Origin of the sequence: Pseudomonas sp. zfem002 (assembly GCF_032621685.1) — a bacterium.
Taxonomy (GTDB): domain Bacteria; phylum Pseudomonadota; class Gammaproteobacteria; order Pseudomonadales; family Pseudomonadaceae; genus Aquipseudomonas; species Aquipseudomonas japonica.
Genome location: NZ_JAVYJH010000022.1, coordinates 98576 through 123692 on the forward strand (window position 1 = coordinate 98576; position 25117 = coordinate 123692).

Sequence of the window (25117 nt, forward strand, 5' to 3'; positions counted from 1 at the left end):
AGGGGACATTCGAATGCTCAACGGCCTTTGGCTCGGTTTTTTCGTGGTGGCGGCCATTTCCGCCCTGGCGCAGTGGCTGGCAGGGGGTAACGCAGGAATCTTCGCGGCGATGGTGGAAAGCATTTTCGCCATGGCCAAGCTCTCGGTCGAGGTGATGGTGCTGCTGTTCGGCACCCTGACCCTGTGGCTGGGCTTTCTCAAGATCGCCGAGCAGGCCGGTATCGTCGAGTGGCTGGCCAAGGTCCTCGGCCCGCTGTTCCGCCGCCTGATGCCGGAAGTCCCGCCCGGGCACCCGGCCCTCGGCCTGATCACCCTGAACTTCGCCGCCAACGGCCTGGGCCTGGACAACGCCGCCACGCCCATCGGCCTCAAGGCGATGCGCGCGTTGCAGGAGCTGAACCCCAGCCCGACCACTGCGACCAACGCGCAGATCCTCTTCCTGGTACTCAACGCCTCGTCCCTGACCCTGCTGCCGGTGACCATCTTCATGTACCGCGCCCAGCAAGGCGCCATGGACCCGACCCTGGTGTTCCTGCCGATCCTGCTCGCCACCAGTTGCTCGACCCTGGTCGGCCTGCTCTCGGTGGCCATCGTCCAGCGCCTGCGCCTGTGGGACCCAGTGGTGCTGGCCTACCTGGTGCCGGGCGCGCTGCTGCTCGGCGGGTTCATGGCGCTGCTGGCGAGCATGTCGGCCGCGGCCCTGGCCAGCCTGTCGTCGATCCTCGGCAACCTGACCCTGTTCGGCCTGATCATGTTGTTCCTGCTGATCGGCGCGCTGAAGAAGGTCAAGGTGTACGAAACCTTCGTCGAAGGCGCCAAGGAAGGCTTCGACGTGGCCAAGAACCTGCTGCCCTACCTGGTGGCGATGCTCTGTGCGGTTGGCGTGCTGCGTGCCTCCGGGGCGCTGGAGTTCGGCCTCGACGGCATCCGCCACACGGTGGAATGGCTGGGCTGGGACACCCGCTTCGTCGACGCCCTGCCCACCGCGCTGGTCAAGCCGTTCTCCGGCAGCGCGGCGCGCGCCATGCTGATCGAGACCATGCAGACCCACGGGGTCGACAGCTTCCCGGCGCTGGTGGCGGCCACGGTGCAGGGCAGTACCGAGACCACCTTCTACGTGCTGGCGGTGTACTTCGGTGCGGTCGGCATCCAGCGCACCCGCCACGCCGTGGGCTGTGCCCTGCTCGCCGAGCTGGCCGGGGTGCTGGGCGCCATCGGCGTGTGCTACTGGTTCTTCGCCTGATTGCCTGAAGCCCGCGGGTACTGCTCGCCCTGCTTCAGGGTCCAGTCCAGCAGTTGCGCACTCAGCCGGTCGGTGGCCTGACCCAGCCCGGCGACCACCGCCGGTACGCTCTTGTCGGGCTGTGGCTGGCGCACCTCGAAGATGCGGCTGGCGATCATGCGCTGGCTGCGTCCGTCCACCAGGCGCGCATCGAGACGCACGACCACGTCGATGCCCGCGGCCGTGTATTCGCTCTGGAAGGCCTGCAGCTCGCCCACCAGTTCGAAATCCGATTGCAGGTTGCTGTCGTCGGCGCTCAGGCGCGGCACCCGCCCGTCACGCTGGAAGGCATCGAGGAGGCGGTTGCGCAGCAGCGCCGGGGCCGGATCGGTCCAGCGCGCGCCCTTGTAGCTGCTGAGCACGTTGCCCTGCGGTACCACGGCGATGCGCGGCACGTTCAGCGCATCGCTGGTGATCGGCTTGTTGACCCGCAGCGACCAGCTCACCGGCGCCGCGCCGGATGGCGTCACGGCCGCGGCCGGCAGGCGGTAGACATCGGCGTTCTCGGCCTTGGGCAGGATCGAACAGGCACTGCTCAAGCTGATCAACAGGGCCAGGGACAGGCGGCTGGCGAGGCTCATGGCTCGAACTCCTTGCTTTGGTCACGGCCGAGCAGGTAGCCGCTGGGGTTGGCCTCAAGGCGGCGGGAGATGGCCTTGAGCGAATTGAGGGTGTCGCGCAGTTCGCGCAACGCCGGGGACAGGTCGCGGAAACCCTGGGCGCCGCTGTCGAGGGCTTCGCGATTGCTTTCCAGCAGGGCGTTGAGGGTCGTGGTGCTCTGCGCCAGGGACTTCATGGCCTGATCGGCGCTTTGCGCGATATCCGCGCCACGGCTGCCGAGCAGCTGGTTGGCGTTGCGCATCAGCTCACCGGTCTGTTGCAGCGCGGTGCCGGCCTGCTGGCCGAGGGTCGACAGCTGCCGGATCGCCTGGCTGATGTCCTCGCGCTGGGCAGCGACCGCGCCGGTGGTCTGTTCGAGGTTTTCCAGGGTGGCGCCGAGGCGGTTGACGTTGTCTTCGGAGAACAGCCGGTTGGCGTTGTGCAGCAGCAGGTTGATGTTGGTCACCAGGTCGCTGCTGTTGGTCAGCAGGCGGGCGATCGGCGACGGCGAGGCGACGATCACCGGCAGCTTGCCGCCCTTGCCCACCAGCGGCGGGCTGTCCGGGGTGCCGCCGCTGAGCTGGATCAGCGAGGTGCCGGTGACCCCGGTGAGCGTCAGCTTGGCCTGGGTATCCTGCTTGACCGGGGTGTCGGCGTTGAGGCGGATATGCGCCAGCACCCGGCGCGGGTCGTTGGGGTCCAGGCGCAGGTTCATCACGTCGCCCACCTTGATCCCGCTGTACTGCACGGCACTGCCGCGGGACAGGCCGGTCACCGCCTCGTTGAACACCACCTCGTAGTCCTTGAACGTCGCGTCGACGCTGGACTTGGCCAGCCACAGGCCGAAGAGCATGGCGCCAGCCACCACCAGCACGGTGACCATCCCGATCAGTACATGATGCGCGCGGGTTTCCATCTCACTTCTCCTTCAGCGCTGTCGCGGCCGCGTAGGCCGCACGGCCACGCGGGCCATGGAAATACTCGTGAATCCACGGGTCATCGGTCGCCGCCACGGTGTCGATCGGCGCGGCCACCAGCACTTTCTTCTGCGCCAGCACGGCAATGCGGTCGCTGATGGTGTAGAGGGTGTCCAGGTCGTGGGTGATGAGGAACACGCTCAGGCCCAGGGCATCGCGCAGGGTCAGGATCAACTGGTCGAAGGCCGCGGCGCCGATCGGGTCGAGGCCGGCGGTGGGTTCGTCGAGGAACAGGATGTCCGGGTCCAGGGCCAGCGCCCGGGCCAGGGCGGCGCGCTTGATCATGCCGCCGGACAGCGAGGCGGGAAACTTGTCCGCCGCCGACTGCGGCAGGCCGGCCAGGGCCAGCTTGACCCCGGCCAGGTGCTCGGCGTCGTCGCGGCTCAGGCCGGCGTGCTCGATCAGCGGCAAGGCAACGTTCTCGGTCACGGTCAGCGAGGAGAACAGCGCGCCCTTCTGGAACAGCACGCCGAAACGCCGTTCGATCAGCGAGCGCTGCTGCGCGTCGGCGCTGGACAGGTCTTCACCGAACACCCGCACCTGGCCTTCGTTGGGCCGGCGCAGGCCGACGATGCTGCGCAGCAGCACCGACTTGCCGCTGCCGGAGCCGCCGACCACGGAGAGGATCTCGCCACGGTACAGGTCGAGGTCGAGGTTCTCGTGCACGCTCTGCGCGCCGAAGCGGTTGCACAGGCCGCGGACCTCGATGACTTTTTCCCGGGTGTCGTCGCTCACCAGCCCATCTCCATGAAGAACAGCGCGGCCACGGCGTCGAGCATGATCACCACGAAAATCGACTGGACCACCGCCGAGGTGGTGTGGGCGCCGACCGACTCGGCGCTGCCGCTGACCTTGAAGCCCTCCAGGCAGCCGATGGCGGCGATCAGGAAAGCGAAGAACGGCGCCTTGAGCAGGCCGACGAGGAAGTGCTGCACGCCGATATCGCTTTCCAGCAGCGAGAGGAACATGGCCGGCGAGATGTCCAGCGACAGCGCGCAGACCACGCCACCGCCGACGATGCCGCAGAGCATGGCGAGGAAGGTCAGCAACGGCAGGGCGATCAGCAGCGCCAGGACCCGCGGGATCACCAGCAGCTCCACCGGATCGAGACCGAGGGTGCGGATCGCGTCGATCTCCTCGTTGGCCTTCATCGAGCCGATCTGCGCGGTGAAGGCGCTGGCGGTGCGACCGGCCATGAGGATGGCGGTGAGCAGCACGCCGAATTCCCGCAGGAAAGAGAACGCCACCAGGTCCACGGTGAAGATGCTGGCGCCGAAGCTGGCCAGCACCGTGGCGCCGAGAAAGGCCACCACGGCGCCGACCAGGAAGGTCAGCAGGGCGACGATGGGCGCGGCGTCGAGGCCGGTCTGTTCGATATGGGCGACCACCGAAGTGACCCGCCAGCGCCGCGGCTGCAGGGCGCGACGGGCCAGGGTGGCGATGATCAGGCCGATGAAGCCGAGCAGCTGGCGGCTGTCCTGGTACAGGGTGTCCACCGCCGCACCGATGCGCGCCAGGAGCTGGGTCAGCACCGGGATCTGGACATGGCGCGGCGGGATGCAGAACGCCTCGAGCGACCCCTGCACGCTGTGCAGCAGCTTGCGGCTGGCCGCCGGTAGCGGGCTGTCGGCTTCCAGCTGGGCCAGGCGTTGCGGGCCGAGCAGTTCCACCAGCAGCGAGGCGCCGGCGGTGTCGAGCTTGCCGAGCTGGCTCAGGTCCACTGCGGTGTCCTGGTCGTATTGGCCGCCGAGGGCGGCGGCGCTGTGCTTGAGGCTGGCGTAGTTGCTCAGGGTCCAGTCACCGCTGAGCCGCAGGCAGCTCGGGCTGCTGCGGGTATCCAGGGTGACGCTGGCGGGGATGGCGTTGCTGGTCATAGGCTCCAGGCGTTCCTTCGGCACGTCGCTGCGCAGCCTCAGAGCATAGCGCCACTACGTGGCAGGTGCTTGACCGTCGTCTATGACAGTGAAGCGCAGGACACCGATGACCTGGCCGTCCTCGGTCAGCACCCGCACCTGCCAGCGCCCCACCGGGTTGGCCGGGAACACCTGCTTGTGGGTCCAGGCGCGATAGCCCTCCTTGCGCCCGCCGTTGATGTCCAGGGCGATGCGGTCGACCTCTTTGCCGTTGAATTGCCAGACATGGTAGATCCGCTCGTTCAGCCCGCGCGGGGCCTTGATCGCGGTGTAGGCGTAGAGCCCGGCGCCGCGGATCTGGCTGGCGGCGACTTGCTTGAGGCTTTCGCCGGGCGTGCGGTTCTGCACCTCGGTGCTGATCGCCACCTCGGTCATCCACAGGGTCGCCGGCGGCACCCAGGAGCGCAGCAGCCAACCGGCGCCGCCGACCGCCAGGGTCACCAGGACCAGGGCCACGCCGCGGCGCCAGTGCCGGATCGGGAAGCTGCTGACCAGGCTGGGGAAGGACAGCAGCATGGCCGTGCCGAGGGCCAGCTTGAAGCTTTGCGCGGTGGTCAGGTGGAGGATGATCGGCAGCGCGGTGAGCAGCGCCGCGAACAGGGTCAGGGTGTGCAGGGCCATGAACAGCCAGCGCCGTGGTGCCAGCCACTTGTAGTACAGCGGGTCGGTGATCGACACCAGGCCGGCGGCACCGAGCAGTCCGGTGAAGATCAGCTGGCCGCTGTTCCAGGTGGTGGTGACGAAGAAGAACGGCAGGGTGAAGAACAGGCTTTCCTGGTGGATCATCTGCGTCGCGTAGCGCAGCAGGGGCTGCGGGATCTCGCGCTTGAAGGTGCGGCTGAACAGTTCGGTGAAGGTGTTTTCCAGCATCAGCCAGACCCAGCTCACCAGCATCAGGATGGCCACCCAGCTGGCCAGGCTTTCCTGGCGGTCGACGAGGATGAAACTGCCGATACCGGAGATGAAGCCACCGAGCGCGATGACCCCGGGGTAGCGCTGGATCAGTTCGATGATGCGCTGGATGTAGATGGGCATTTGCGGAGTACGTGAAGGGCTGAAAAATATGGTTACAAGGATACCGGGTTTTTGATCCTCGAACGTGTGTCCCGTTGGGGACCGCTACGCGGTCCTTCGCGGGCAAGCCACGCTCCTACGGGGGCAAGCCGCGTTCCTGCGGGCACGCCGCGTTCCTACTGGGGCACGCATCATTCCGTAGGAGCGTGGCTTGCCCGCGAAGGCCTGCAAGGCAGGCCCGAAACCACCACACCCTATATTGTTGACCTGCGCCGATACCAGATCCCCCCACCGACCACCACCAGCAACACCCCCAGCACCCCCGCCCAGAACAGCTCGTCATACCCCAGCAACGGTTTCTCCACCCTCACCCACCCGGGCGCCTTGAACAGCAGGCGCATGGCCTGGTTGGCCTCGTCCAGGCTCACCCCGCGCATGCGCTGCGCCGGATCGACGAAACGCCCGTCGGCATAGCCGTTCAGCGCCCCCCAGTAGTAATCCGCCAGGGCACTGTTGCCCTGGGTGGTCCAGGCCTCGCGGGCGATGGCCGCGGCCTTGACCCGCTCGAAGGTGCGCGGATCCAGTCCGTCCTCGCGCAGGCGTTCGAGCAGGTCCCGGACCACGGCTTCGGCCTGGGCCACCTGGTCTCGCTCCAGATCGGCATTGAGGCTGAGCAAGCCGCTGTCGCCAAAGGTCTCGCGCTGGCTCCAGGGCCCATAGGACAGCCCATGCCTGAGCCGCAGCTCGTCGTACAGCGCCCAGTCCAGATAGCGCTGCAGCAGCTCCAGGGTTTCGTCGTGCTCGCTGTCCAGCACCGGCTCCAGGAACAGCCAGCTCAAGCGCGTGCTGTTGCCCAGCACGCCGTGGATCAGGGTGCGCTCGGCTTCGGCCTGGCGGGTGACCCCCGCCAGTGTCCGGCGCTCGACCGGTTCCACCGGTTCCAGCTCGCCATAGCTGCGCTCCAGATAGGCCGGCAGTACCCGGTCGAGCCCGCCGACGACGATCAGGGTCATGTTGTTCGACGCATACCAGCGCTTGCGCACCTCCTCCACCTGCTCCACGGTCATGTCCTCGACATCGGAGCGTTCGGCGCATTTCAGCCCCAGTTCCACCGCCAGTTGATCGCTGGAGCGCTGGCCGAGGTCCTGGCGGTCGAGCCAGCGTTGCAGGTGCGTGTAATGCCCACCGTCCTCGCGCTCGACGATGCGTTTCGACAGGGCCAGGGCATCGTCGTCGATGCGCGTCTGCTGAATGATCGCCAGCAGCAGGTCGAGGACCTTGCGCTGGTTGCGCGCAGGGGCCTCGATGACGAAGGTGGTGTCGGCGCTGCTGGTGTAGGCGTTCCATTCGCCGCCGAGCGCCTGCATGCGTTTCTCCAGGCCACCCTCGCCGTCGTCGTCGATGCCGCTGAACAGCAGGTGTTCGAGCAGGTGCGGCAGTTCCTTCTGCGCGCAGGGGAAGTCATCGAAGCCGATGCCCACCACCAGGCGGATCGACACATGGTCGCGCTCGTAGCCGGGTTTGAGCAGCACCTGCAGGCCGTTGGGCAGCAGGTAGCCCTCGACCTGGTTGCGATCGAGGGCAAAGCCGGGGGCACAGCCCAGCAACAGGCAGACGAATATCAGGCAACGCATGAACGACTTCCTTGAATCGGTTCGAGGTGGCACGGGGTCACGGTGAATGGATTTCGTCCGGCACGCTGTCGATGAGCAGCGCGCCCGTGTCATGACCACCGAGTACCACATAGGCACTGCCGCAGAACAATGAATTCAATCTTCTCATGTCGGCGATCAGCTCCAGGTGCAGGGCGCTGGTCTCGATGCTTTGTACCACCTTGCGCTGCAGGCGGCTGACGTGGGCATGGGCCAGGCGCCGTTCCTGGGCACGGAAACGGCGTTTTTCCCGCAACAGCTGGCGCGCGCTTTCCGGGTCGGCGCTGAGAAACACCGACAGCCCCAGGCGCAGGTTGGCCAGCAACTGGCTCTGCAGGCCGGTCAGTTCCTCCAGGCCGACCTGGGAGAACTCGCGGCGCTGCGAGGTCTTCTGCTGCTGGATCTTGCGCAGCATGCGTTCGATCAGGTCGCTGGCCATCTTCAGGTTCAGCGCCAGTTCGATGATTTCGGCCCAGCGCTGGCTGTCCTGCTCGCTGAGGTCCTCGCGGGGCATCTGCGCCAGGTACAGCTTGATCGCGTTGTACAGCGCCTCGACATCGTCGCCGAGGATACGCACCTCCTGGGAGACCGCCGTGTGGGTGCCACGCAGCACGCCGTTCATCGACTCCAGCATGCTGTCCACCAGATCACCCAGGCGCAGGGTCTCGCGCACCGCGTTGGCCAGGGCCAGGCTGGGGGTGGCGAGGGCCGCTGCGTCGAGGTGGCGCGGGGTGGTGTGGCCATTGGTTTCCGGGCGCTCCGGCAGCAGCCAGGCGCAGGCCCGCGACATCAGGCCGACGGTGGGCAGCAGGGTCAGGCAACGCAGGCTGTTGTAGAGCAGGTGGAAGCCGATCACCAGCTCCGCGGGACGGAAGTTCAGGCTGTCCATCCACTCGACCAGCGGATGCAGCAGCGGAATGGTCACCAGCAGGCCGATCAACTTGTACAGCAGGCTGCCCAACGCCACCTGGCGTCCGGCGCTGTTGCGCATGCTGGTGCCGATGAAGGCCAGCAGGCCGCTGCCGATATTGGCGCCGATCACCAGGCCGATCGCCACCGGCAGGCCGATCACCCCGGCCCCGGCCAGGGTCGCGGTGAGCAGCACCGCGGCCAGGCTGGAGTAGGAAATCATCGCGAACAGGGCGCCGATCAGGGCGTCGAGCAGGATATCGCCGGTCAGCGAGGCGAACAGGACCTTGACCCCCTGCGCCGTGGTGATCGGCGTGGCCGCTTCGACGATCAGCTGCAGGGCGAGGATGATCAGGCCCAGGCCGATGCCCACCCGCCCGAGCTGGCCGGCGCGGGTCTGCTTGCGCGAGAGGAAGAAGATCACGCCGAGGAAGATCAGCAGCGGCGACAGCCATGACAGGTCGAGGGTCAGCACCCGCGCCATCAGCGCGGTACCGACGTCGGCGCCGAGCATGATCGCCAGGGCCGGGGTCAGGGCCATCAGCCCCTGGCCGACGAACGAGGTGACCAGCATCGCCGTGGCGTTGCTGCTCTGCACCATGGCCGTGACCAGGATCCCGGCGATGAACGCCAGTGGCCTTCGCGCCATGTTCTGGCCGATGACGCGGCGCAGGTTGGAACCGTAGACCCGCAGGATGCCGGTACGGACGATGTGTGTGCCCCAGATCAGCAGGGCGACGGCTGACAATAGATTGAGCAGGGTCAGCATGCTGGGCCCCCTGTTTTCCGTGCCCCAGCGGGGCGAATGAATGACGCTCGGAGCCTGGCCGTGGAGACGGCGATTGTTTCCAGTGCTCCCTTTAAGCTTTAGTCCGGCACACGCCATGGCGCCAGCGCGTTTGTCACTGATCCACAATGAAAAAAGGCCCCGGAAGGGGCCTTGATTCAGTGACTGGCCAGTATTACTGACCCGGGATGTCCTTGCGAAGTTTCACCGGCTCGCTCGGTTGCTGGTCGCGCTTCTTCGCCATGGCGGTGCGCATGCGGATGTTGATCGCTTCCACGGCCAGCGAGAAGGCCATGGCGAAGTAGACGTAGCCCTTCGGCACGTGGACTTCGAAGGCCTCGGCGATCAGCACCGTACCGACCACGATGAGGAACGACAGGGCGAGCATCTTCAGCGACGGGTGTTTCTCGATGAAGTCGCTGATGGCCTTGGCGCAGAGCATCATCACCAGCACGGCGACGATGATCGCGGCGATCATCACCGGGACGTGGGACACCATGCCCACCGCGGTGATCACCGAGTCCAGGGAGAACACGATGTCGATGATGGCGATCTGGATAATGGTGTAGAAGAACTTGCCGCCCTTGCCGGCGCTTGGCTCGTCCTGGGTTTCGTCCTCGCCCTCGAGGCCGTGGTAGATCTCCTGGGAGCTTTTCCACAGCAGGAACAGGCCGCCGAAGAACAGGATCAGGTCGCGCCCGGAAATGCCCTGGCCGAACACGTGGAACAGGTCATCGGTCAGGCGCATGACCCAGGTGATCGAGAGCAGCAGCATGATCCGCGTGACCATGGCCAGGGCCAGGCCGAAGATCCGCGTGCGTTGCTGCATGTGCTTGGGCATGCGGCTGACCAGGATCGAGATCATGATGATGTTGTCGATCCCGAGCACGATTTCGAGTGCGGTCAGAGTGAAAAAGGCAACCCAGATTTCCGGGCTGGTCAGCCATTCCATGTTTGTTCCTTCGAGCGTAAGGCGTCGCGCGCCGGATCAGGCGCGCGAACGGGTTGAGGTGGTTCGTTTACTGGAGGCTGCTGAACAGCGGGAAAATGCCCATGAGCAGCGCGGCGAACATTATGCACAGGCAGACTAGCACCGCCCACTTCAAGGTGAAGCGCTGGTGGTCGCCGAACTCGATACCGGCCAGGGCGACCAGCAGATAGGTCGAGGGTACCAACGGGCTGAGCAGGTGCACCGGCTGGCCGACGATCGAGGCGCGGGCCATTTCCACCGGCGAGATGCCGTAGTGGCTGGCCGCTTCGGAAAGTACCGGCAGAACGCCGTAGTAGAAGGCGTCGTTGGACATGAAGAAGGTGAACGGCATGCTCACGATCGCCGTGATCACCGCCAGGTACGGGCCCAGGGCCTCCGGAATCACCGCCAGCAGGCTTTTCGACATGGCTTCGACCATGCCGGTGCCGGAGAGGATGCCGGTGAAGATACCGGCGGCGAAGATCAGCCCGGTCACCGCCAGCACGCTGCCGGCGTGGGCGGCGACGCGGTCCTTCTGCTGCTGCAGGCACGGATAGTTGACGATCATCGCGATACTGAAGGCGATCATGAACAGTACCGGCAGCGGCAGCAGGCCGGCGATCAGCGCGACCATCAGGGCGGCGGTCAGGGCACCGTTGAACCACAGCAGTTTCGGACGACGGGCATCCGGGTACTGCGACACGGTGATTTCGCTGTGGTCGACCTCGTCGCCCGGCAGGTGCAGCTCGCCGAGACGGGCGCGTTCACGCTTGCCGTACATATAGGCGATGACCAGGATGGCCACGACGCCGGCGAGCATGGCCGGGATCATCGGTACGAAGATGTCCGACGGATCGACGTGCAGGGCGCTGGCGGCGCGAGCGGTCGGGCCGCCCCAGGGGGTCATGTTCATCACCCCGCCGGCGAGGATGATCAGGCCGGCCATGATCCGCGGGCTCATGCCCAGGCGGCTGTACAGCGGCAGCATGGCCGCGCAGCAGATCATGTAGGTGGTGGCGCCGTCACCGTCGAGGGACACGACCAGGGCCAGCACCGCGGTGCCGACCGAGACTTTCAGCGGGTCACCCTTGACCAGCTTGAGGATCTTGCGCACGGCCGGGTCGAACAGGCCGGAGTCGATCATCAGGGCGAAATACAGGATGGCGAACATCAGCATGACGCCGGTGGGCGCGAGCTTGCTGATGCCCTCCAGCATCATCGGGCCGATCTTGGCGGAGAAGCCGCCGAACAGGGCGAACAGGATCGGTACCAGGATCAGCGCGATCAAGGCCGACAGGCGCTTGGTCATGATCAGGTACATGAAGGTGATGACCATGGCGAAGCCGAGGAAGGTCAGCATGGGAGTACTCCAGGCGTGGTGCGTCGGGATGGGGACGTGACGGACGGATCAGCGCAGGGGGCGCCGGGTCTGGAGTAGCGAGGGAAACTGCAGGCGCGAGAAGGTACGGAAGGACATCGGAATCACCATTGTTTTTGTTGATCAGGCCGGGCTCCATTGAAGTCAGGATGCCCTGGCACGCCGGTCGCTATGCCGGTGGTGAGGCGATGCTAAGGGGCTAAGCTTTCAGCCAGCTTTCGAGGACTGAAAGCTGACCAGTGGTGTTTTCGGGATCGCGCTGCGGTCCTTTCGCGGGCAAAGCCACGCTCCTACGGCATATTTGCGGATCACGGCGTGCGCGCTTTCCCGGTAGGAGCGTGGCTTGCCCGCGAAAAGGTCGTAAAGCGGCCCCCAAACTCAAGGAGAACCTGAAAATGAACCAATCCCAAGAAGGCGGCTGCCACTGCGGCGCCCTGCGCTACCGGGTCGAGGGGCCGCTGACCGACGTTGCCCACTGCCACTGCTCGATCTGCCGCAAGGTCTCCGGCGGCCTGCTGGTCACCTGGGCCACGCTGTCCTGCGCCGCTTTCCAGTGGCTGAGCGGTACGCCAAAGCGCTACGACTCGTCCGCCAGTTGCGTGCGCTACTTCTGCAGCCGCTGTGGCGCGCACCTGGCGTTGACCACCGACCTGAGCCCGGAAACCATCGACATCACCATCGCCACCCTGGATGACCCGAGCGCCGTCCGCCCCGACCGCCACATCTGGACCGAAAGCCGCCTGCCCTGGCTGCATCTGGACGAACACCTGCCCGGCGAGGCCCACGAGACGCTCTGAGGTCAGGGCAGCTCCAGCCCGCCCGCCGCCTTGTGCAGGGCGCGCAGGTGGTCGCCGATCAGTTTGGTATTGGCCTCCACCGCGCGGATCTCCGCGTCGCGCGCCGGGTCCAGCAGGGCGCGGGCTTCCTTGTCGAGGTCGGTGCTCAGGCGCTGCAGCTGGGCCTGGCGCTCGCTGCTGCTTTCCTCCAGTTCGCGCCGCTCCTCGGTCTGGGGCAAACCGTAGCCACCCTGCCCCAGCAATTCCGCGGGTCGGCTGAGGAAACCACTGTTGGCGAGGATCTGCTGCAGGGTCTTGTTGGCCTTGTCGACGCTGCCGTCGTTGCGCGAGCGGCCGCCAAGGTAGCGCTGCTTGACCTCGTCCTGGGCCAGCAGCAATTGCCGGCGCAGCGCCGCCTGCTCCAGCAGCAGCATGGCCGCGCTGGTGCGCAGGTCGGCGCGTTCGAACCAGGTCCGGCGCCGTTCGGCGCGCTGCTCCAGCCAGGCCTCGACGCTGACCTGGGGCACCGGCAGCTGCTGTTTGAGGACCTGGAACATGGCCTCGAAACGATCGCGATACGAATCGAAGCGATAGCCCAGGCGCAGCGCCTCGCGCGGGTCGTCCAGCACGCTGGTGTCGGCCAGGCCGCGGCCCTTGAGCACTTCCAGCAAGCCGTTGGGCATGATGTTGTCGAGACTGGTCAGGCGCGGGTTGGCAGTGCCGCTGCGCAGCAGCTTGAGGGTTTCCACCGCACAGTTGTTGGACAGGAAGTAATAGTTGCCGTCATAGCTCCAGTGCATTTCCAGGGCCTGGCGCACCAGGTTCTCCAACTCCTCGCGCGACAGTTTCAGCGGCACTGAGGACAGGCTGCGCAGTTCGGTCTTGGTGTATTCGTCGATGACCTGGCCCAGGGGCAGCACGAACAGGCGCGACGGATAGGCACCGACCAGGCCGTCCCAGCTGGACAGTTGCACGTCGTTGACGAACGCGCGGTACGACAGCACCAGGTGCTGGTCGAGGTCGAGCCGGCAGTCCGGGCCCCGCGGCCGGCCGGGCGCGCAGATCACCAGGCGCAGCATGCTGTGGCCCCAGCGGCTGACCCAGTTCTGGTTGGCCTCGGCCAGCAGGTAATCCACCGAATACACCCGCTCCGGGTCGATCTGGCCCAGCGGTTGCCGGGCGAAATCATTGCCTGCGTTCAGGTACGGCAAGGCCGTCTCGCACGGGGGATGCGCCGGACTCCAGGCGAAATGCTCGCTCAGGTAGGCATGCAGCGCCGGGCGGCGGCAGGCGTAGGTCGGGTCGAGCAGAAAGTACTCCATGTTGACCGCGACGAACTCCTTCGGGCTGCTCAGCTCGTAGCTGTCCGGGGTCCGTACATCCTGATGATTGGCCTGCTCGCGCTCGCCACGACGGCCGACGTACTGCGGCCAGCCGGCGATATCGAGGAAACGCGGGTCGTCGCTGAGGGTGAAGCGCCGCTCCGGCTGGCCGCGGCATTCGTCGCGCAGGCCGACCGCGCCCTGGCTCTGCGCCTGGCGCCGGCACTGGACGATCAGGCGGCGCTGGTCCGCCGGCCACAGGCGGGCGCGGTCATAGATATGGGTGAGCTCATGGAGGACGGTGGCCAGCAGCTCCTCGCGCACCGTGCCGTGCGGCCGGCCGGTCTGCTCGGTCGCGGCGCTGCCGTCGGTCAGGCCCGGCAGCAGGCGGCGGTTGAGTTGCAGGGTCGCGACCAGCGAGGCCTGGCCGTAGGCGTCCTCCGGCATGCTGGCGCTCCAGCTGACCACGACGGTGCGCTCGAGCCGGGCCTTGAAACCGGGCGGGAGCTTTTGCAGGGCTTCATCGAGCAGTGCCTGGCTGGCCTGCCGTTGCGCCGTGCTCAGGCCATCGTCCTGCAAGCGCAGTTGCAAGTCGGCCATGGCGGGCAGGCCGAGCAGCGCGAGCACGCCGCCCAGCAGCCAGGCACGCAAGGGCTTCACAGCGCGAGGATGGCTTCGGCCAGGACCTGGTCACTGGCCTGACGTGCTTCGGGCACGCGCTGGCGCAGGGTGTCGAATGCGGCTTCCAGTTGCGCGCCACGGATGTCGCCGTTGCTGGCGACGAAGCTGGCGGCATCGTCACGGGCCTCGCGGACGACTTTCGAATCGCGGATCGAGGTGGTGGTGTCGGACGTGAAATCGATCGAGCGGCCGAAGGCGCGGACGATGATGTTGCTGGTAGCCACCAGGGTGTGCGCCTGGGCCACGTCGGCCAGCAGGAGGAAGCCGAGGGTCGCGGCGATCAGCGGGTTACGCATGGAACTTCTCCGGGGAAAAAACAGTGTGTTCATTGGACGAGAATCGCCTGCGCCAGTTCAAGGTCACCGCCATGAAGTTCGGGGTTTTCCTGGCGTAGCCGCCGAATGACCGCTTCCAGTCGCGCGCCGCGCACCCGACCGTCGCTGGCGATGAAGAGCGCCGCGTCGTCCCGGGCGATCCGCACCCACTTGCGATCGAAGGGCGCGCTGCTCACCTGGCTGGTGGCGTAGCCGCTGATGACAGTGGTGGCGGTGGTCGTATCGAACGCCAGGGCCGTTCCGGGCCCGAGCAATGCAGACAGCAGAAGCAGATAACGCAGCATGGGGAACAGTTGCCTTGCAAACAAGGCGACCAAGGCTATCCCAACGCATCAGCCCGGGCCAGAACGGCTGGCCCGGCTGTTTTGCACCTTGTTGCCGGGGGACGAATCCCCGTGACGCTTCAGATGGCGAGGATGGCCTGGGCCAGTTGTGCGTCGCTCGCCTGCAGGGTCGGCAATTGCTGGCGGATGTGGGCGAAGGCGCTTTCCAGCTTCACGCCGCGGATGTCGCCATTGCTGGCCACGAAGCTGGCGGCGTCGTCACGGGCAGCGCGGACGATCTTGTCATCGCGGAACGAGGAGGTGATGTCGGAGGTGGCATCGGTGGACGCCGCCACGGCGCCGACGACGGCGTCAGTGGTCACCACGAAACTGGTGGCCTGGGCGGTCGAAGCCAGAGCCAGCATCAACGCGGCGCCAAGCAGTCGGGTACGGAACATGATGAATCTCCTGGGTAGTACTTATGCACTCAGATATCAGACGTTTGCTTGTTTTGCTGTGGTACATGACGAAGCAAGCCGTTTGAAACAAGCGTATCACGGCGCAAGCGAAACGGCGTTACTGACAACTGTTATGGTCTGTTTTTGAGTATATAAAACTGTACATGTCACGACTGCGAAGGCTCTATTACGCGCCTTGCAGAACGAAAAAACCCGTCAGCAGTCACCTGCGACGGGTTTTTCGGAATTCGGTGCCGGCCGTGGCCGGCGGGCCTTGCATCAGCGCCAGAAAGGCTTGCTCAGCTCTTCGTAGCGTTGTGCTTCGCTGATACCGGCGTCGGCCAGCAGGCGGGCATCCAGGCGAGCCAGTTGGTGGCGGCTGGAGATGCGGCGCTGCCAGAGGACCAGGTTGGCCAGAAGGCGCAGTGGCAGGGCAGCTTTGGATTGTTGAACGTTGCTTTCGAAAACCAGACCGGAACTGAGGGTACGTTCCATGATGTGCGTCCTTCCGCTTATGGCGGCATTGAGGAGTGATTTAACTGATGCCAATGATCCTCCTCCGTCGTCCATAACAGTAGATACAGTTCACCAGCATTGTGATGGTCCAGTTAACTGTTTTAGGGTGCTGTTGCACCTGAAATGAACGCAACTGTACTGGTCTGCGCCAATATAGTGCGTTTTTTGGTGCGAGAGGGGATTGAGAGAGGAAAAACGGGTGGTTTTGACCGGTACAGTAGAACAGTTTTTGTCGATTGCCGATCGCGAACTGTTTTGGTGAGGGGGTTGCGGCTGCACGTTCGCGACGGTTCGGCGCTCCGGCAAGCTCGCTCCTACCCCTGTAGGAGCGAGCTTGCTCGCGAAGCAGGCGGCCCGGGAACGGATCAGCCCGCCAGCATCCGCCCGGTCTCTTCCAGGTTTTCATGCCACGCCAGTGCTTCGCGCAGGATATGCGGGGTATGCCCGCCACGCTCGCAGGCGCGGTTGAAGTAGTCGTTCAACGCCTCGCGGTAGTCCGGGTGCACGCAGTTGTCGATGATTGCCCGTGCCCGTTCCCGTGGTGCCAGGCCACGCAGGTCGGCCAGGCCCTGTTCGGTGACCAGGATGTCGACGTCATGCTCGGTGTGGTCGACATGGCTGACCATCGGCACCACGCTGGAAATCGCGCCGCCCTTGGCGATCGACTTGGTGACGAAGATGGCCAGGTGCGCGTTGCGGGCGAAGTCGCCGGAGCCGCCGATGCCGTTCATCATCCGCGTCCCGCAGACGTGGGTGGAGTTGACGTTGCCGTACAGGTCGAACTCCAGCGCGGTGTTGATGCCGATGATGCCCAGGCGCCGGACCACTTCGGGGTGGTTGGAGATTTCCTGCGGGCGCAGCACCAGCTTGTCCTTGTAGCGCTCCAGATTGCCGAACACGTCGGCGTTGCGCCGGCTCGACAGGGTGATCGAGCTGCCCGAGGCGAAGCCCAGCTTGCCGGCGTCGATCAGGTCGAAGGTCGAGTCCTGGAGGACTTCCGAGTACATGGTCAGGTCTTCGAACGGCGATTCGATCAGGCCGCACATCACCGCGTTGGCGATGCTGCCGATACCGGCCTGCAGCGGGCCGAGCTTGTTGGTCATGCGCCCCGCCGCCACTTCTTCCTTGAAGAAGTTGATCAGGTGGTTGGCGATACCCTGGGTTTCGTCGTCCGGCGGCAGCACGGTGGATGGCGAGTCCGGTTGCTCGGTGATGACGATGGCGACGATCTTCGCCGGGTCGATCGGGATCGCAGTGCTGCCGATGCGGTCGTCGACCTTCACCAGCGGGATCGGCGTGCGGGTCGGACGGTAGGTCGGGATATAGATGTCGTGCAGGCCCTCGAGGTTGGCGTTGTGCGCCATGTTGATCTCGATGATCACCTGCTTGGCGAAGATCGCGAAGCTCGCCGAGTTGCCTACCGAGGTGGTCGGCACGATATGGCCCTGTTCAGTGATCGCCACCGCCTCGATCACCGCGATGTCCGGCAGCTTGAGCTGCTGGTTGCGCAGTTGCTCGACGGTTTCCGACAGGTGCTGGTCGATGAACATCACCTTGCCGTCGTTGATGGCCTTGCGCAGGGTGCTGTCCACCTGGAACGGCATGCGCCGTGCCAGCACGCCGGCCTCGGTGAGTTCCTTGTCCAGGTCGTTGCCCAGGCTGGCGCCGGTCATCAGGCTGATCTGCAGCGGCGACTGCTTGGCCCGCTCGGCCAGCGCGTGGGGAACGGCCTTGGCTTCACCGGCGCGGGTGAAGCCGCTCATGCCAACGGTCATGCCATCCTGGATCAGGCCGGCGGCATCGGCCGCGCTCATGACTTTATTGTGCAGCGAGGACAAGCGAATACGATCACGGTACATGGATTGTTATCTCGGGCTACTGAAGCTAGGTGCGCAGTCTATTGCTTTCCCGAAAACTCGTCCCGCGACCAAGGTCGTAGTTCAGCCCCTGAAATAGAGCCTTCCGTCGGTACTACGGGGACGAAAAAGCCCCGGTCGTTGCCGAACCGGGGCTTTTTGTCACAGTCGCGAAAGTGGCTTATTCCACTGCTTTGACCATGTCCTCGATGACCTTCTTGGCATCGCCGAAGACCATCATGGTCTTGTCGAGGTAGAACAGTTCGTTGTCCAGGCCGGCATAGCCGCTGGCCATCGAGCGCTTGTTGACGATGATCGTCTTGGCCTTGAAGGCTTCGAGGATCGGCATGCCGGCGATCGGCGATTTCGGATCGTTCTTCGCCGCCGGGTTGACCACGTCGTTGGCGCCAAGCACCAGGACCACGTCGGCCTGGCCGAACTCGGAGTTGATGTCCTCCATCTCGAACACCTGGTCATACGGCACTTCGGCCTCGGCCAGAAGAACGTTCATGTGTCCAGGCATGCGCCCTGCCACCGGGTGGATCGCGTACTTCACGGTCACGCCGGCGTGGGTCAGCTTCTCGGTCAGCTCCTTCAGCGCGTGCTGCGCACGAGCCACCGCCAGGCCGTAGCCAGGCACGATGATCACGCTGTCGGCGTTGCTCAGGAGGAAGGTGGCGTCGTCGGCGGAGCCGGACTTCACCGGGCGCTGCTCCTTCGAACCGCTGGCCGCGCCGGCATCGGCATCGCCACCGAAACCACCGAGGATCACGTTGAAGAACGAACGGTTCATCGCCTTGCACATGATGTACGAGAGGATGGCACCGGACGAACCGACCAGGGAGCCGGCGATGATCAGCATCGAGTTGTTCAGCGAGAAGCCGATACCGGCCGCCGCCCAGCCCGAGTAGCTGTTGAGCATCGACACCACCACCGGCATGTCGGCGCCGCCGATCGGGATGATGATCAGCACGCCCATGATGAAGGCCAGGGCCAGCATCACGGCGAAGGCGGTGTAGTCGCCGGTGAAGGTGAACACCAGGCCGAGGCCGATGGTGGCCAGGCCCAGCACCAGGTTGAGCTTGTGCTGGCCGGCGAACTGCACCGGTGCGCCCTGGAACAGGCGGAACTTGTACTTGCCCGACAGCTTGCCGAAGGCGATCACCGAACCGGAGAAGGTGATCGCACCGATGGCCGCGCCGAGGAACAGTTCCAGGCGGTTGCCGGCCGGGATCGGGTCGCTGATGGCGCTGACGATGCCCAGGGACTGTGGCTCGACCACCGCCGCGATGGCGATGAAGACCGCGGCCAGGCCGATCATGCTGTGCATGAACGCCACCAGCTCCGGCATCTTGGTCATTTCCACGCGCTTGGCCATGATCGCGCCGGCACTGCCGCCGATCAGCAGGCCGACGAGCACGTAGGCGATGCCGTCAGTAGCCAGCTCGGCGCCGAGCTTGTAGATCAGGCCGACGGTGGTGAACACCGCCAGGGCCATGCCGAGCATGCCGAACAGGTTGCCGCGGCGGGACGTGGTCGGGTGCGACAGGCCTTTGAGGGCCTGGATGAAACACACCGAAGCGACCAGGTAGAGAAGAGTTACCAGGTTCATGCTCATGTTTACTTCTGCCCCTCTGCCTTCGCGGCCTTCTTCTTGAACATCTCCAGCATGCGCCGGGTGACGAGGAATCCACCGAACACGTTCACCGCCGCCAGAGCGACGGCCAGGGTGCCCATGATCTTGCCCAGCGGGGTCACGGTCAGGGCCGCGGCGAGCATGGCACCGACGATGACGATGGCGGAAATGGCGTTGGTGACTGCCATCAGGGGGGTGTGCAGTGCAGGTGTGACGTTCCAGACCACGTGATAACCGACGTAGATCGCCAGTACGAAGATGATCAGGTTGTAGACGCCGTGGGAAATCAGCATGTCTTCCATAGCGGGCTCCTTATCCGTTCTTGCGGATGACCTGGCCGTCGCGGCACATCAGGCACGCGGCGACGATGTCGTCTTCGAGGTTGATGGTCAGGGTGCCGTCCTTGTCGAACAGCAGCTTCATGAAGTCCAGCAGGTTGCGTGCGTACAGCGCCGAGGCATCGGCGCCGACCTGGGCCGGCAGGTTGGTCGGGCCGACGATGGTCACGCCGTTCTCCACCACGACCTGGTCGGCCACGGTCAGCGGGCAGTTGCCGCCCTGGGCTGCGGCGAGGTCGATGACCACCGAGCCGGGTTTCATCTGCGCCACGGTTTCCGCGCTGAGCAGCGTCGGTGCCTTGCGGCCCGGGATCAGTGCGGTGGTGATGACGATATCGGCCTGCTTGGCGCGCTCGTGCACGGCCTGCGCCTGGCGCTGCATCCAGCTCGCCGGCATGGGCCGGGCATAGCCGCCGACGCCTTCGGCGCACTCGCGCTCTTCGTCGGTCTCGTACGGCACATCGAGGAACTTGGCCCCGAGGGATTCGATCTGCTCCTTCACCGCCGGACGCACGTCCGAAGCCTCGATCACCGCACCCAGGCGTTTGGCCGTGGCGATTGCCTGCAGGCCGGCCACACCGGCGCCGAGAATCAGGACGCGAGCGGCTTTCACCGTACCTGCGGCTGTCATCAGCATCGGCATGAAGCGTGGATAGTGGTGCGCGGCGAGCAACACGGCCTTGTAACCGGCAATGTTGGCCTGCGAGGACAGCACGTCCAGGCTCTGGGCCCGGGAGGTGCGTGGCGCGGCCTCGAGGGCGAAAGCGGTAATGCCGCATTCGGCCATCTTGGCGATGAGGTCGTTGTTGAACGGATTGAGCATGCCCGCGAGCACGGTACCGCTCTTGATCTGGCCCAGTTCGCTGTCGTTGGGCGCCACAACTTTCAGGACAAGCTGTGCGCCAAACGCATCGGCGGCGCTACCAAGAACGGCGCCGACCGCCTCATAGGCACTGTCCGGGATGCTGGCGTTGATGCCGGCTCCGCGCTGAACAGTCACCTGATGACCCTGTCCCACCAGTTTCTTGATGGTTTCGGGAGTGGCAGCGACCCGTGTTTCGCCCGTCTGCGTTTCGAGAGGAACACCAATGTGCACGTCATTTCTCCTGCGTGATCTTTTTTTGTTGAACCAGCGCACTACGGATGGTGCGTCTGGGCGGCCGATCAGCACGATCCCGTCCGAAAACAGACGGGGCGCCGCATTTTGCAAGCGATCTTTAGTCGTATCAATGGGTCTTGAATGGAAACTACAAGCAAACTACAAGTCACCCTGTGACTGCATGTCGCACCCATGCGACTGCAGCCCGTTAAACACGGGCTTTCGCGACATTAAGATAAAAATTAAAAATTTTCTGACAATTTTCGTGAAGACGACGAAAAACGTCGTTTTGAGGCGAGGGAAACCCTTTAAACAAAGGGCTTTGACGCGGTTTTCAGGGTGACTGAAACAGTTGTCACAAAAGCGACATTTGCTTATATCTGTAGGTGTTCAGAATAATTGACTACTGGGTCAATAAACCGCTTTCGTCCTTGTGGGCCGCGGCATAGCGCTGAGCTTCAGTGACCAGCCAATCGCGAAAAGCGCGCAGGGAAGCCGATTCCACCTTCCGCTCGGGGATCATCAGGTAATACGCCTTGACGCTGGACAGGCCATGGGGGTTGGCGACGACCAGACGCCCCTCCTCCAGTTCGCGCTGGATCAGGAATGGCGGAATCAGCGCAATGCCCATCTCGTGCATGGCTGCCTGGGCCAGCATCGAGAATAGTTCATAACGCGGACCTGTCATGTCCCGGGCGACATTCATTTCCAGGCTGTCGAACCACTGTCGCCAGGCATAGGGCCGGGTGGTCTGCTGCAGCAGCGGGAGCTGGGCAATGCTCTGCGGCGTGAGGACCCTGTGCTTGCCCAGTAACGCCGGACTGCACACCGGCACCGGGCTTTCTCCCATCAGCCTGTGGGATTGCGTACCGGACCAGTCGGCATCCCCGAAATAGATGGCGGCGTCGAAGTGGGTGTCGGCGAACAGGAATGGACGGGTGCGGTTGGTCAGGTTGACCGTGACCTCGGGGTGGCGCTGCTGGAAGTCCTTCAGGCGCGGCAGCAGCCATTGCGTGCCGAAGGTCGGCACCACCGCCAGTTCGATGACATTGGCACCTTGCTGGCCCATCACCGACAGCGTGTCGCGCTCCACCGCGTCCAGTTGCGTGGCCACCCGCCGGCTGTAGGACAGCCCGGCCTCGGTGAGCTTCACCCCGCGCCGCGAACGGCGAAACAATTCGACGTTGAGGAATTCTTCCAGTCCGCCGATCTGCCGACAGACGGCACCCTGGGTCAGGGACAGTTCCTGCGCGGCCTTGGTGAAGCTCTCGTGGCGGGCTGCGGCCTCGAAGCAGACCAGGGCCGTGGTGCTGGGGATCTTGCGCCGCATATACGTCAACCTCACTAATTCGCCTTGGAAAAGGCCTTCGCTGTTGTTACGGAGTGAGAAATTAGCACAACACTATGCGCAATCCTCGTTTGTCGCCCTGCCCGTTCGGGCCTAGGATCAATGCACGACAAAAACCATCCCATTTCCCATTCGAGGATTCGCTCATGGCCGGCAAAGCAAGCTTCAACTGGATCGATCCGCTGCTGCTCGATCAGCAGCTCACTGAAGAAGAGCGCATGGTGCGTGACAGCGCTTTCCAGTTCGCCCAGGACAAGCTGGCACCCCGTGTACTGGAAGCCTTTCGTCATGAGCAGACGGATCCTGCGATCTTCCGCGAAATGGGTGAAGTCGGCCTGCTCGGCGCGACCATCCCCGAGCAGTACGGCGGCAGCGGCCTGAACTATGTGTGCTACGGCCTGATCGCCCGCGAAGTGGAGCGTATCGACTCCGGCTACCGCTCGATGATGAGCGTGCAGTCCTCGCTGGTGATGGTACCGATCAACGAATTCGGTAGCGAAGCGCAGAAACAGAAGTATCTGCCGAAGCTGGCCAGTGGCGAGTGGATTGGCTGCTTCGGCCTGACCGAGCCGAACCACGGTTCCGATCCGGGCTCGATGATCACCCGGGCCAAGAAGGTCGACGGTGGCTATCGCCTGAGCGGGAGCAAGATGTGGATCACCAACAGCCCGATCGCTGACGTGTTCGTGGTCTGGGCGAAGGACGACGCCGGCGATATCCGTGGCTTCGTCCTGGAAAAAGGCTGGCAGGGCCTGAGTGCTCCGGCGATTCATGGCAAGGTCGGCCTGCGTGCGTCGATCACTGGCGAGATCGTCATGGACAATGTGTTCGTGCCGGAAGAAAACGCCTTCCCGGATGTGCGGGGCCTGAAAGGTCCGTTCACTTGCCTGAACTCGGCGCGTTACGGCATTTCCTGGGGCGCACTGGGCGCCGCCGAAGCGTGCTGGCACACCGCGCGGCAATACACCCTGGATCGTCAGCAGTTCGGTCGCCCGCTGGCCGCCAACCAGCTGATCCAGAAGAAGCTGGCCGACATGCAGACAGAAATCACCCTGGGCCTGCAGGGCTGCCTGCGCCTGGGGCGGATGAAGGACGAAGGCACCGCCGCGGTGGAGATCACCTCGATCATGAAGCGCAACTCCTGTGGCAAGGCCCTGGATATCGCGCGCATGGCGCGGGACATGCTGGGCGGTAATGGCATCTCCGACGAGTTCGGCGTGGCCCGTCACCTGGTCAACCTCGAAGTGGTCAACACCTACGAGGGTACCCATGACGTTCACGCGCTGATCCTCGGTCGTGCGCAGACCGGCATCCAGGCTTTCTTCTAATAAAGGAATCACTCCATGGGCGCGCTTTCTCATTTGCGGGTCCTGGATCTGTCGCGGGTACTGGCCGGGCCATGGTCCGGCCAGATCCTCGCGGATCTGGGCGCGGAGGTCATCAAGGTCGAGCGACCAGGCAGCGGGGACGACACTCGCGCCTGGGGGCCGCCCTTCCTCAAGGATGCCAGGGGCGAAAACACCAGCGAGGCGGCTTATTATCTGTCGGCCAATCGCAACAAGCGTTCGGTGACCATCGACTTCACCCAGCCCGAGGGCCAGCGCCTGGTGCGCGAGCTGGCGGCGAAGTCCGATGTGGTGATCGAGAACTTCAAGGTCGGTGGTTTGGCCGCCTATGGGCTCGACTACGAAAGCCTCCGTCAGATCAATCCGAATCTGATCTACTGCTCCATTACCGGGTTCGGTCAGACCGGACCTTATGCCAAGCGTGCGGGTTACGACTTCATGATCCAGGGGCTGGGCGGGCTGATGAGCCTGACCGGGCGTCCCGAGGGTGAGGAAGGCGCCGGGCCGGTGAAGGTCGGCGTGGCGCTGACCGATATTCTCACCGGGCTGTACTCCACCGTGGCGATCCTGGCCGCCCTCGCCCATCGCGAGCAGAACGGCGGCGGGCAGCATATCGACATGGCCCTGCTGGATGTACAGGTGGCCTGCCTGGCCAACCAGGCAATGAACTACCTCACTACGGGTACTGCGCCACGTCGGCTGGGTAACGCGCATCCGAACATCGTGCCTTATCAGGACTTTCCTACCGCGGATGGGGATTTCATCCTGACCGTGGGCAATGACGGGCAATTCCGCAAGTTCGCCGAGGTGGCAGGTCAGCCACAGTGGGCGGACGATCCCCGCTTCGCCACCAACAAGCTGCGGGTGGCCAACCGTGCCGAGCTGATTCCGCTGATTCGCCAGGCCACGGTGTTCAAGACCACGGCTGAATGGGTCAGCCAGCTGGAACAGGCGGGTGTGCCCTGTGGGCCGATCAACGATCTGGCGCAGATGTTCGCTGATCTCCAGGTGAAGGCGCGTGGGTTGGCGATCGACATCCCGCATCCGCTGGCCGGGAGCGTGCCGCAAGTGGCCAGCCCGATTCGCCTGTCCGAGACGCCGGTGGAGTATCGCAATGCGCCGCCACTGCTGGGCGAGCATACCGAGCAGATCCTTGCTGGCTTGCTGGGACTGGCCGATGGGGATATCCAGCGGCTGCGCGAAGCTGGGGTGCTCTGACAGCGCTCTTCCTATATAGAGGGAAAATGGGGCATCGGCGCTGATTTGAAGCAATTTCAAATTAGTGCTTGACGCCCCGTGTTATCTCTCTATAATTCGCCCCACTTCCGGCGCAGTCGAAACGGAAAACTCCTTGAGAATCAACGAGTTAGATGTTTCAGGTAGTATCGGAAGTGCTTCGGTCGTAGACGAAGGCGGTTGAAAAAGGCAGTTGACAGCAGGTTGTAACGCTGTAGAATTCGCCTCCCGCTAACGAGAGATCGCAGCGAGTCAAGTGTTTGAAGTTGAACGAGTCTGAAAAACTTCAAAATAAACGCTTGACAGACTTAGAGGAAAGCGTAGAATGCGCGCCTCGGTTGAAGCGAAAGACTTCAGCCACCGCTCTTTAACAACTGAATCAAGCAATTCGTGTGGGTGCTTGTGATAATGGACTGATAGTCAGA

The 25117-nt window shown here is 64.4% G+C and carries 23 protein-coding genes; 4 read left to right on the top strand and 19 right to left on the bottom strand.

Annotated elements, in window-relative coordinates; all coding sequences use genetic code 11:
* Positions 1 to 13: 13 nt before the first annotated feature.
* Entirely contained in the window at positions 14 to 1243 is a 1230-nt protein-coding gene (locus RTI28_RS22830; RefSeq protein WP_316922552.1) for a nucleoside recognition domain-containing protein, read from the top strand.
* Here RTI28_RS22830 and RTI28_RS22835 read toward each other — a convergent pair.
* The 9 genes from RTI28_RS22835 to RTI28_RS22875 form a co-directional block, all read right to left on the bottom strand.
* Positions 1225 to 1863 (bottom strand): ABC-type transport auxiliary lipoprotein family protein, encoded by a 639-nt coding sequence (locus tag RTI28_RS22835; protein ID WP_316922553.1) that lies wholly within the window; start codon positions 1861 to 1863, stop codon positions 1225 to 1227. The two genes, RTI28_RS22830 and RTI28_RS22835, sit on opposite strands and share 19 nt — an antisense overlap.
* Positions 1860 to 2798 carry an MlaD family protein gene (locus RTI28_RS22840; protein ID WP_316922554.1) on the bottom strand — a complete coding sequence of 313 codons (939 nt, stop codon included), beginning with the start codon at positions 2796 to 2798 and terminating at the stop codon, positions 1860 to 1862. Before RTI28_RS22840 ends, RTI28_RS22835 begins: the two co-directional genes overlap by 4 nt.
* A gap of 1 nt (position 2799) precedes the next feature.
* Positions 2800 to 3594, bottom strand: coding sequence for an ABC transporter ATP-binding protein (locus RTI28_RS22845; RefSeq protein WP_316922555.1), 795 nt, complete (start codon positions 3592 to 3594; stop codon positions 2800 to 2802).
* The gene (locus RTI28_RS22850) at positions 3591 to 4733 is read right to left on the bottom strand and encodes an MlaE family lipid ABC transporter permease subunit (RefSeq protein ID WP_410479032.1); all 1143 of its coding nucleotides are present in this window, start codon (positions 4731 to 4733) and stop codon (positions 3591 to 3593) included. The genes RTI28_RS22845 and RTI28_RS22850 overlap by 4 nt, the downstream gene beginning before the upstream one ends.
* Before the next feature lie 54 nt (positions 4734 to 4787).
* Positions 4788 to 5807, bottom strand: a complete 1020-nt coding sequence (locus RTI28_RS22855) for a DUF5924 family protein (RefSeq protein ID WP_316922556.1) — start codon at positions 5805 to 5807, stop codon at positions 4788 to 4790.
* Positions 5808 to 6040: 233 nt separating this feature from the next.
* Positions 6041 to 7420 (bottom strand): pitrilysin family protein, encoded by a 1380-nt coding sequence (locus RTI28_RS22860; RefSeq protein WP_316922557.1) that lies wholly within the window; start codon positions 7418 to 7420, stop codon positions 6041 to 6043.
* A gap of 37 nt (positions 7421 to 7457) precedes the next feature.
* Positions 7458 to 9116, bottom strand: coding sequence for a Na/Pi cotransporter family protein (locus tag RTI28_RS22865; protein WP_316922558.1), 1659 nt, complete (start codon positions 9114 to 9116; stop codon positions 7458 to 7460).
* Between the two features lie 193 nt (positions 9117 to 9309).
* Positions 9310 to 10086 carry a TerC family protein gene (locus RTI28_RS22870; RefSeq protein ID WP_316922559.1) on the bottom strand — a complete coding sequence of 259 codons (777 nt, stop codon included), beginning with the start codon at positions 10084 to 10086 and terminating at the stop codon, positions 9310 to 9312.
* A 67-nt stretch (positions 10087 to 10153) separates the two neighbouring features.
* The gene (locus RTI28_RS22875) at positions 10154 to 11464 is read right to left on the bottom strand and encodes a CitMHS family transporter (RefSeq protein ID WP_316922560.1); all 1311 of its coding nucleotides are present in this window, start codon (positions 11462 to 11464) and stop codon (positions 10154 to 10156) included.
* 413 nt (positions 11465 to 11877) lie between these two features.
* Here RTI28_RS22875 and RTI28_RS22880 point away from each other — a divergent pair, with 413 nt between their 5' ends.
* On the top strand, positions 11878 to 12279 hold the full coding sequence (locus tag RTI28_RS22880; protein WP_316922561.1) for a GFA family protein: 402 nt from the start codon (positions 11878 to 11880) through the stop codon (positions 12277 to 12279).
* Positions 12280 to 12281: 2 nt separating this feature from the next.
* Here the strand turns inward: RTI28_RS22880 and RTI28_RS22885 are convergent, their stop codons facing one another.
* The 10 genes from RTI28_RS22885 to RTI28_RS22930 all read right to left on the bottom strand — a co-directional run bounded on the left by RTI28_RS22885 (position 12282) and on the right by RTI28_RS22930 (position 22092).
* Positions 12282 to 14240 carry a DUF4105 domain-containing protein gene (locus RTI28_RS22885; protein ID WP_316922562.1) on the bottom strand — a complete coding sequence of 653 codons (1959 nt, stop codon included), beginning with the start codon at positions 14238 to 14240 and terminating at the stop codon, positions 12282 to 12284.
* Positions 14237 to 14557, bottom strand: coding sequence for a DUF2388 domain-containing protein (locus tag RTI28_RS22890; protein WP_042127693.1), 321 nt, complete (start codon positions 14555 to 14557; stop codon positions 14237 to 14239). The genes RTI28_RS22885 and RTI28_RS22890 overlap by 4 nt, the downstream gene beginning before the upstream one ends.
* Positions 14558 to 14586: 29 nt before the next feature.
* Complete coding sequence (locus RTI28_RS22895; protein WP_316922563.1) at positions 14587 to 14880, bottom strand: DUF2388 domain-containing protein; 294 nt, start codon at positions 14878 to 14880, stop codon at positions 14587 to 14589.
* Between the two features lie 119 nt (positions 14881 to 14999).
* Positions 15000 to 15317, bottom strand: coding sequence for a DUF2388 domain-containing protein (locus tag RTI28_RS22900; RefSeq protein WP_316922564.1), 318 nt, complete (start codon positions 15315 to 15317; stop codon positions 15000 to 15002).
* Between the two features lie 279 nt (positions 15318 to 15596).
* On the bottom strand, positions 15597 to 15812 hold the full coding sequence (locus RTI28_RS22905; protein ID WP_316922565.1) for a DUF1127 domain-containing protein: 216 nt from the start codon (positions 15810 to 15812) through the stop codon (positions 15597 to 15599).
* Positions 15813 to 16198: 386 nt separating this feature from the next.
* Positions 16199 to 17692 carry an acetyl-CoA hydrolase/transferase family protein gene (locus RTI28_RS22910; RefSeq protein WP_316922566.1) on the bottom strand — a complete coding sequence of 498 codons (1494 nt, stop codon included), beginning with the start codon at positions 17690 to 17692 and terminating at the stop codon, positions 16199 to 16201.
* 178 nt (positions 17693 to 17870) lie between these two features.
* Positions 17871 to 19307: an NAD(P)(+) transhydrogenase (Re/Si-specific) subunit beta gene (locus tag RTI28_RS22915; protein WP_316922567.1), complete on the bottom strand. Its 1437-nt coding sequence runs from the start codon at positions 19305 to 19307 to the stop codon at positions 17871 to 17873.
* Between the two features lie 2 nt (positions 19308 to 19309).
* A complete protein-coding gene (locus RTI28_RS22920; RefSeq protein WP_042127705.1) occupies positions 19310 to 19627 on the bottom strand; it encodes an NAD(P) transhydrogenase subunit alpha in 318 nt (105 codons plus the stop codon).
* Positions 19628 to 19637: 10 nt separating this feature from the next.
* Positions 19638 to 20759: a Re/Si-specific NAD(P)(+) transhydrogenase subunit alpha gene (locus RTI28_RS22925; RefSeq protein ID WP_316922568.1), complete on the bottom strand. Its 1122-nt coding sequence runs from the start codon at positions 20757 to 20759 to the stop codon at positions 19638 to 19640.
* A 406-nt stretch (positions 20760 to 21165) separates the two neighbouring features.
* Positions 21166 to 22092: a LysR family transcriptional regulator gene (locus tag RTI28_RS22930; RefSeq protein ID WP_316922569.1), complete on the bottom strand. Its 927-nt coding sequence runs from the start codon at positions 22090 to 22092 to the stop codon at positions 21166 to 21168.
* Between the two features lie 164 nt (positions 22093 to 22256).
* On the opposite strand from RTI28_RS22930, the gene RTI28_RS22935 reads away from it, so the two are divergent.
* Together RTI28_RS22935 and RTI28_RS22940 are read left to right on the top strand one after the other, a co-directional pair.
* Complete coding sequence (locus RTI28_RS22935) at positions 22257 to 23438, top strand: acyl-CoA dehydrogenase (protein WP_042127710.1); 1182 nt, start codon at positions 22257 to 22259, stop codon at positions 23436 to 23438.
* Between the two features lie 15 nt (positions 23439 to 23453).
* Positions 23454 to 24674: a CaiB/BaiF CoA-transferase family protein gene (locus tag RTI28_RS22940; protein WP_316922570.1), complete on the top strand. Its 1221-nt coding sequence runs from the start codon at positions 23454 to 23456 to the stop codon at positions 24672 to 24674.
* Positions 24675 to 25117 lie beyond the last annotated feature (443 nt).

Coding starts and splice junctions, on each gene's coding strand:
- RTI28_RS22890 (WP_042127693.1), bottom strand. CDS start 14,557: ATGCGTAACCCGCTGATCGCCGCGACCCTCGGCTTCCTCCTGCTGGCC.
- RTI28_RS22895 (WP_316922563.1), bottom strand. CDS start 14,880: ATGCTGCGTTATCTGCTTCTGCTGTCTGCATTGCTCGGGCCCGGAACG.
- RTI28_RS22860 (WP_316922557.1), bottom strand. CDS start 7,420: ATGCGTTGCCTGATATTCGTCTGCCTGTTGCTGGGCTGTGCCCCCGGC.
- RTI28_RS22930 (WP_316922569.1), bottom strand. CDS start 22,092: ATGCGGCGCAAGATCCCCAGCACCACGGCCCTGGTCTGCTTCGAGGCC.
- RTI28_RS22880 (WP_316922561.1), top strand. CDS start 11,878: ATGAACCAATCCCAAGAAGGCGGCTGCCACTGCGGCGCCCTGCGCTAC.
- RTI28_RS22830 (WP_316922552.1), top strand. CDS start 14: ATGCTCAACGGCCTTTGGCTCGGTTTTTTCGTGGTGGCGGCCATTTCC.
- RTI28_RS22920 (WP_042127705.1), bottom strand. CDS start 19,627: ATGGAAGACATGCTGATTTCCCACGGCGTCTACAACCTGATCATCTTC.
- RTI28_RS22915 (WP_316922567.1), bottom strand. CDS start 19,307: ATGAGCATGAACCTGGTAACTCTTCTCTACCTGGTCGCTTCGGTGTGT.
- RTI28_RS22870 (WP_316922559.1), bottom strand. CDS start 10,086: ATGGAATGGCTGACCAGCCCGGAAATCTGGGTTGCCTTTTTCACTCTG.
- RTI28_RS22865 (WP_316922558.1), bottom strand. CDS start 9,116: ATGCTGACCCTGCTCAATCTATTGTCAGCCGTCGCCCTGCTGATCTGG.
- RTI28_RS22835 (WP_316922553.1), bottom strand. CDS start 1,863: ATGAGCCTCGCCAGCCGCCTGTCCCTGGCCCTGTTGATCAGCTTGAGC.
- RTI28_RS22905 (WP_316922565.1), bottom strand. CDS start 15,812: ATGGAACGTACCCTCAGTTCCGGTCTGGTTTTCGAAAGCAACGTTCAA.
- RTI28_RS22840 (WP_316922554.1), bottom strand. CDS start 2,798: ATGGAAACCCGCGCGCATCATGTACTGATCGGGATGGTCACCGTGCTG.
- RTI28_RS22900 (WP_316922564.1), bottom strand. CDS start 15,317: ATGTTCCGTACCCGACTGCTTGGCGCCGCGTTGATGCTGGCTCTGGCT.
- RTI28_RS22940 (WP_316922570.1), top strand. CDS start 23,454: ATGGGCGCGCTTTCTCATTTGCGGGTCCTGGATCTGTCGCGGGTACTG.
- RTI28_RS22875 (WP_316922560.1), bottom strand. CDS start 11,464: ATGCTGACCTTCCTCGGCTTCGCCATGGTCATCACCTTCATGTACCTG.
- RTI28_RS22910 (WP_316922566.1), bottom strand. CDS start 17,692: ATGTACCGTGATCGTATTCGCTTGTCCTCGCTGCACAATAAAGTCATG.
- RTI28_RS22935 (WP_042127710.1), top strand. CDS start 22,257: ATGGCCGGCAAAGCAAGCTTCAACTGGATCGATCCGCTGCTGCTCGAT.
- RTI28_RS22850 (WP_410479032.1), bottom strand. CDS start 4,733: ATGACCAGCAACGCCATCCCCGCCAGCGTCACCCTGGATACCCGCAGC.
- RTI28_RS22855 (WP_316922556.1), bottom strand. CDS start 5,807: ATGCCCATCTACATCCAGCGCATCATCGAACTGATCCAGCGCTACCCC.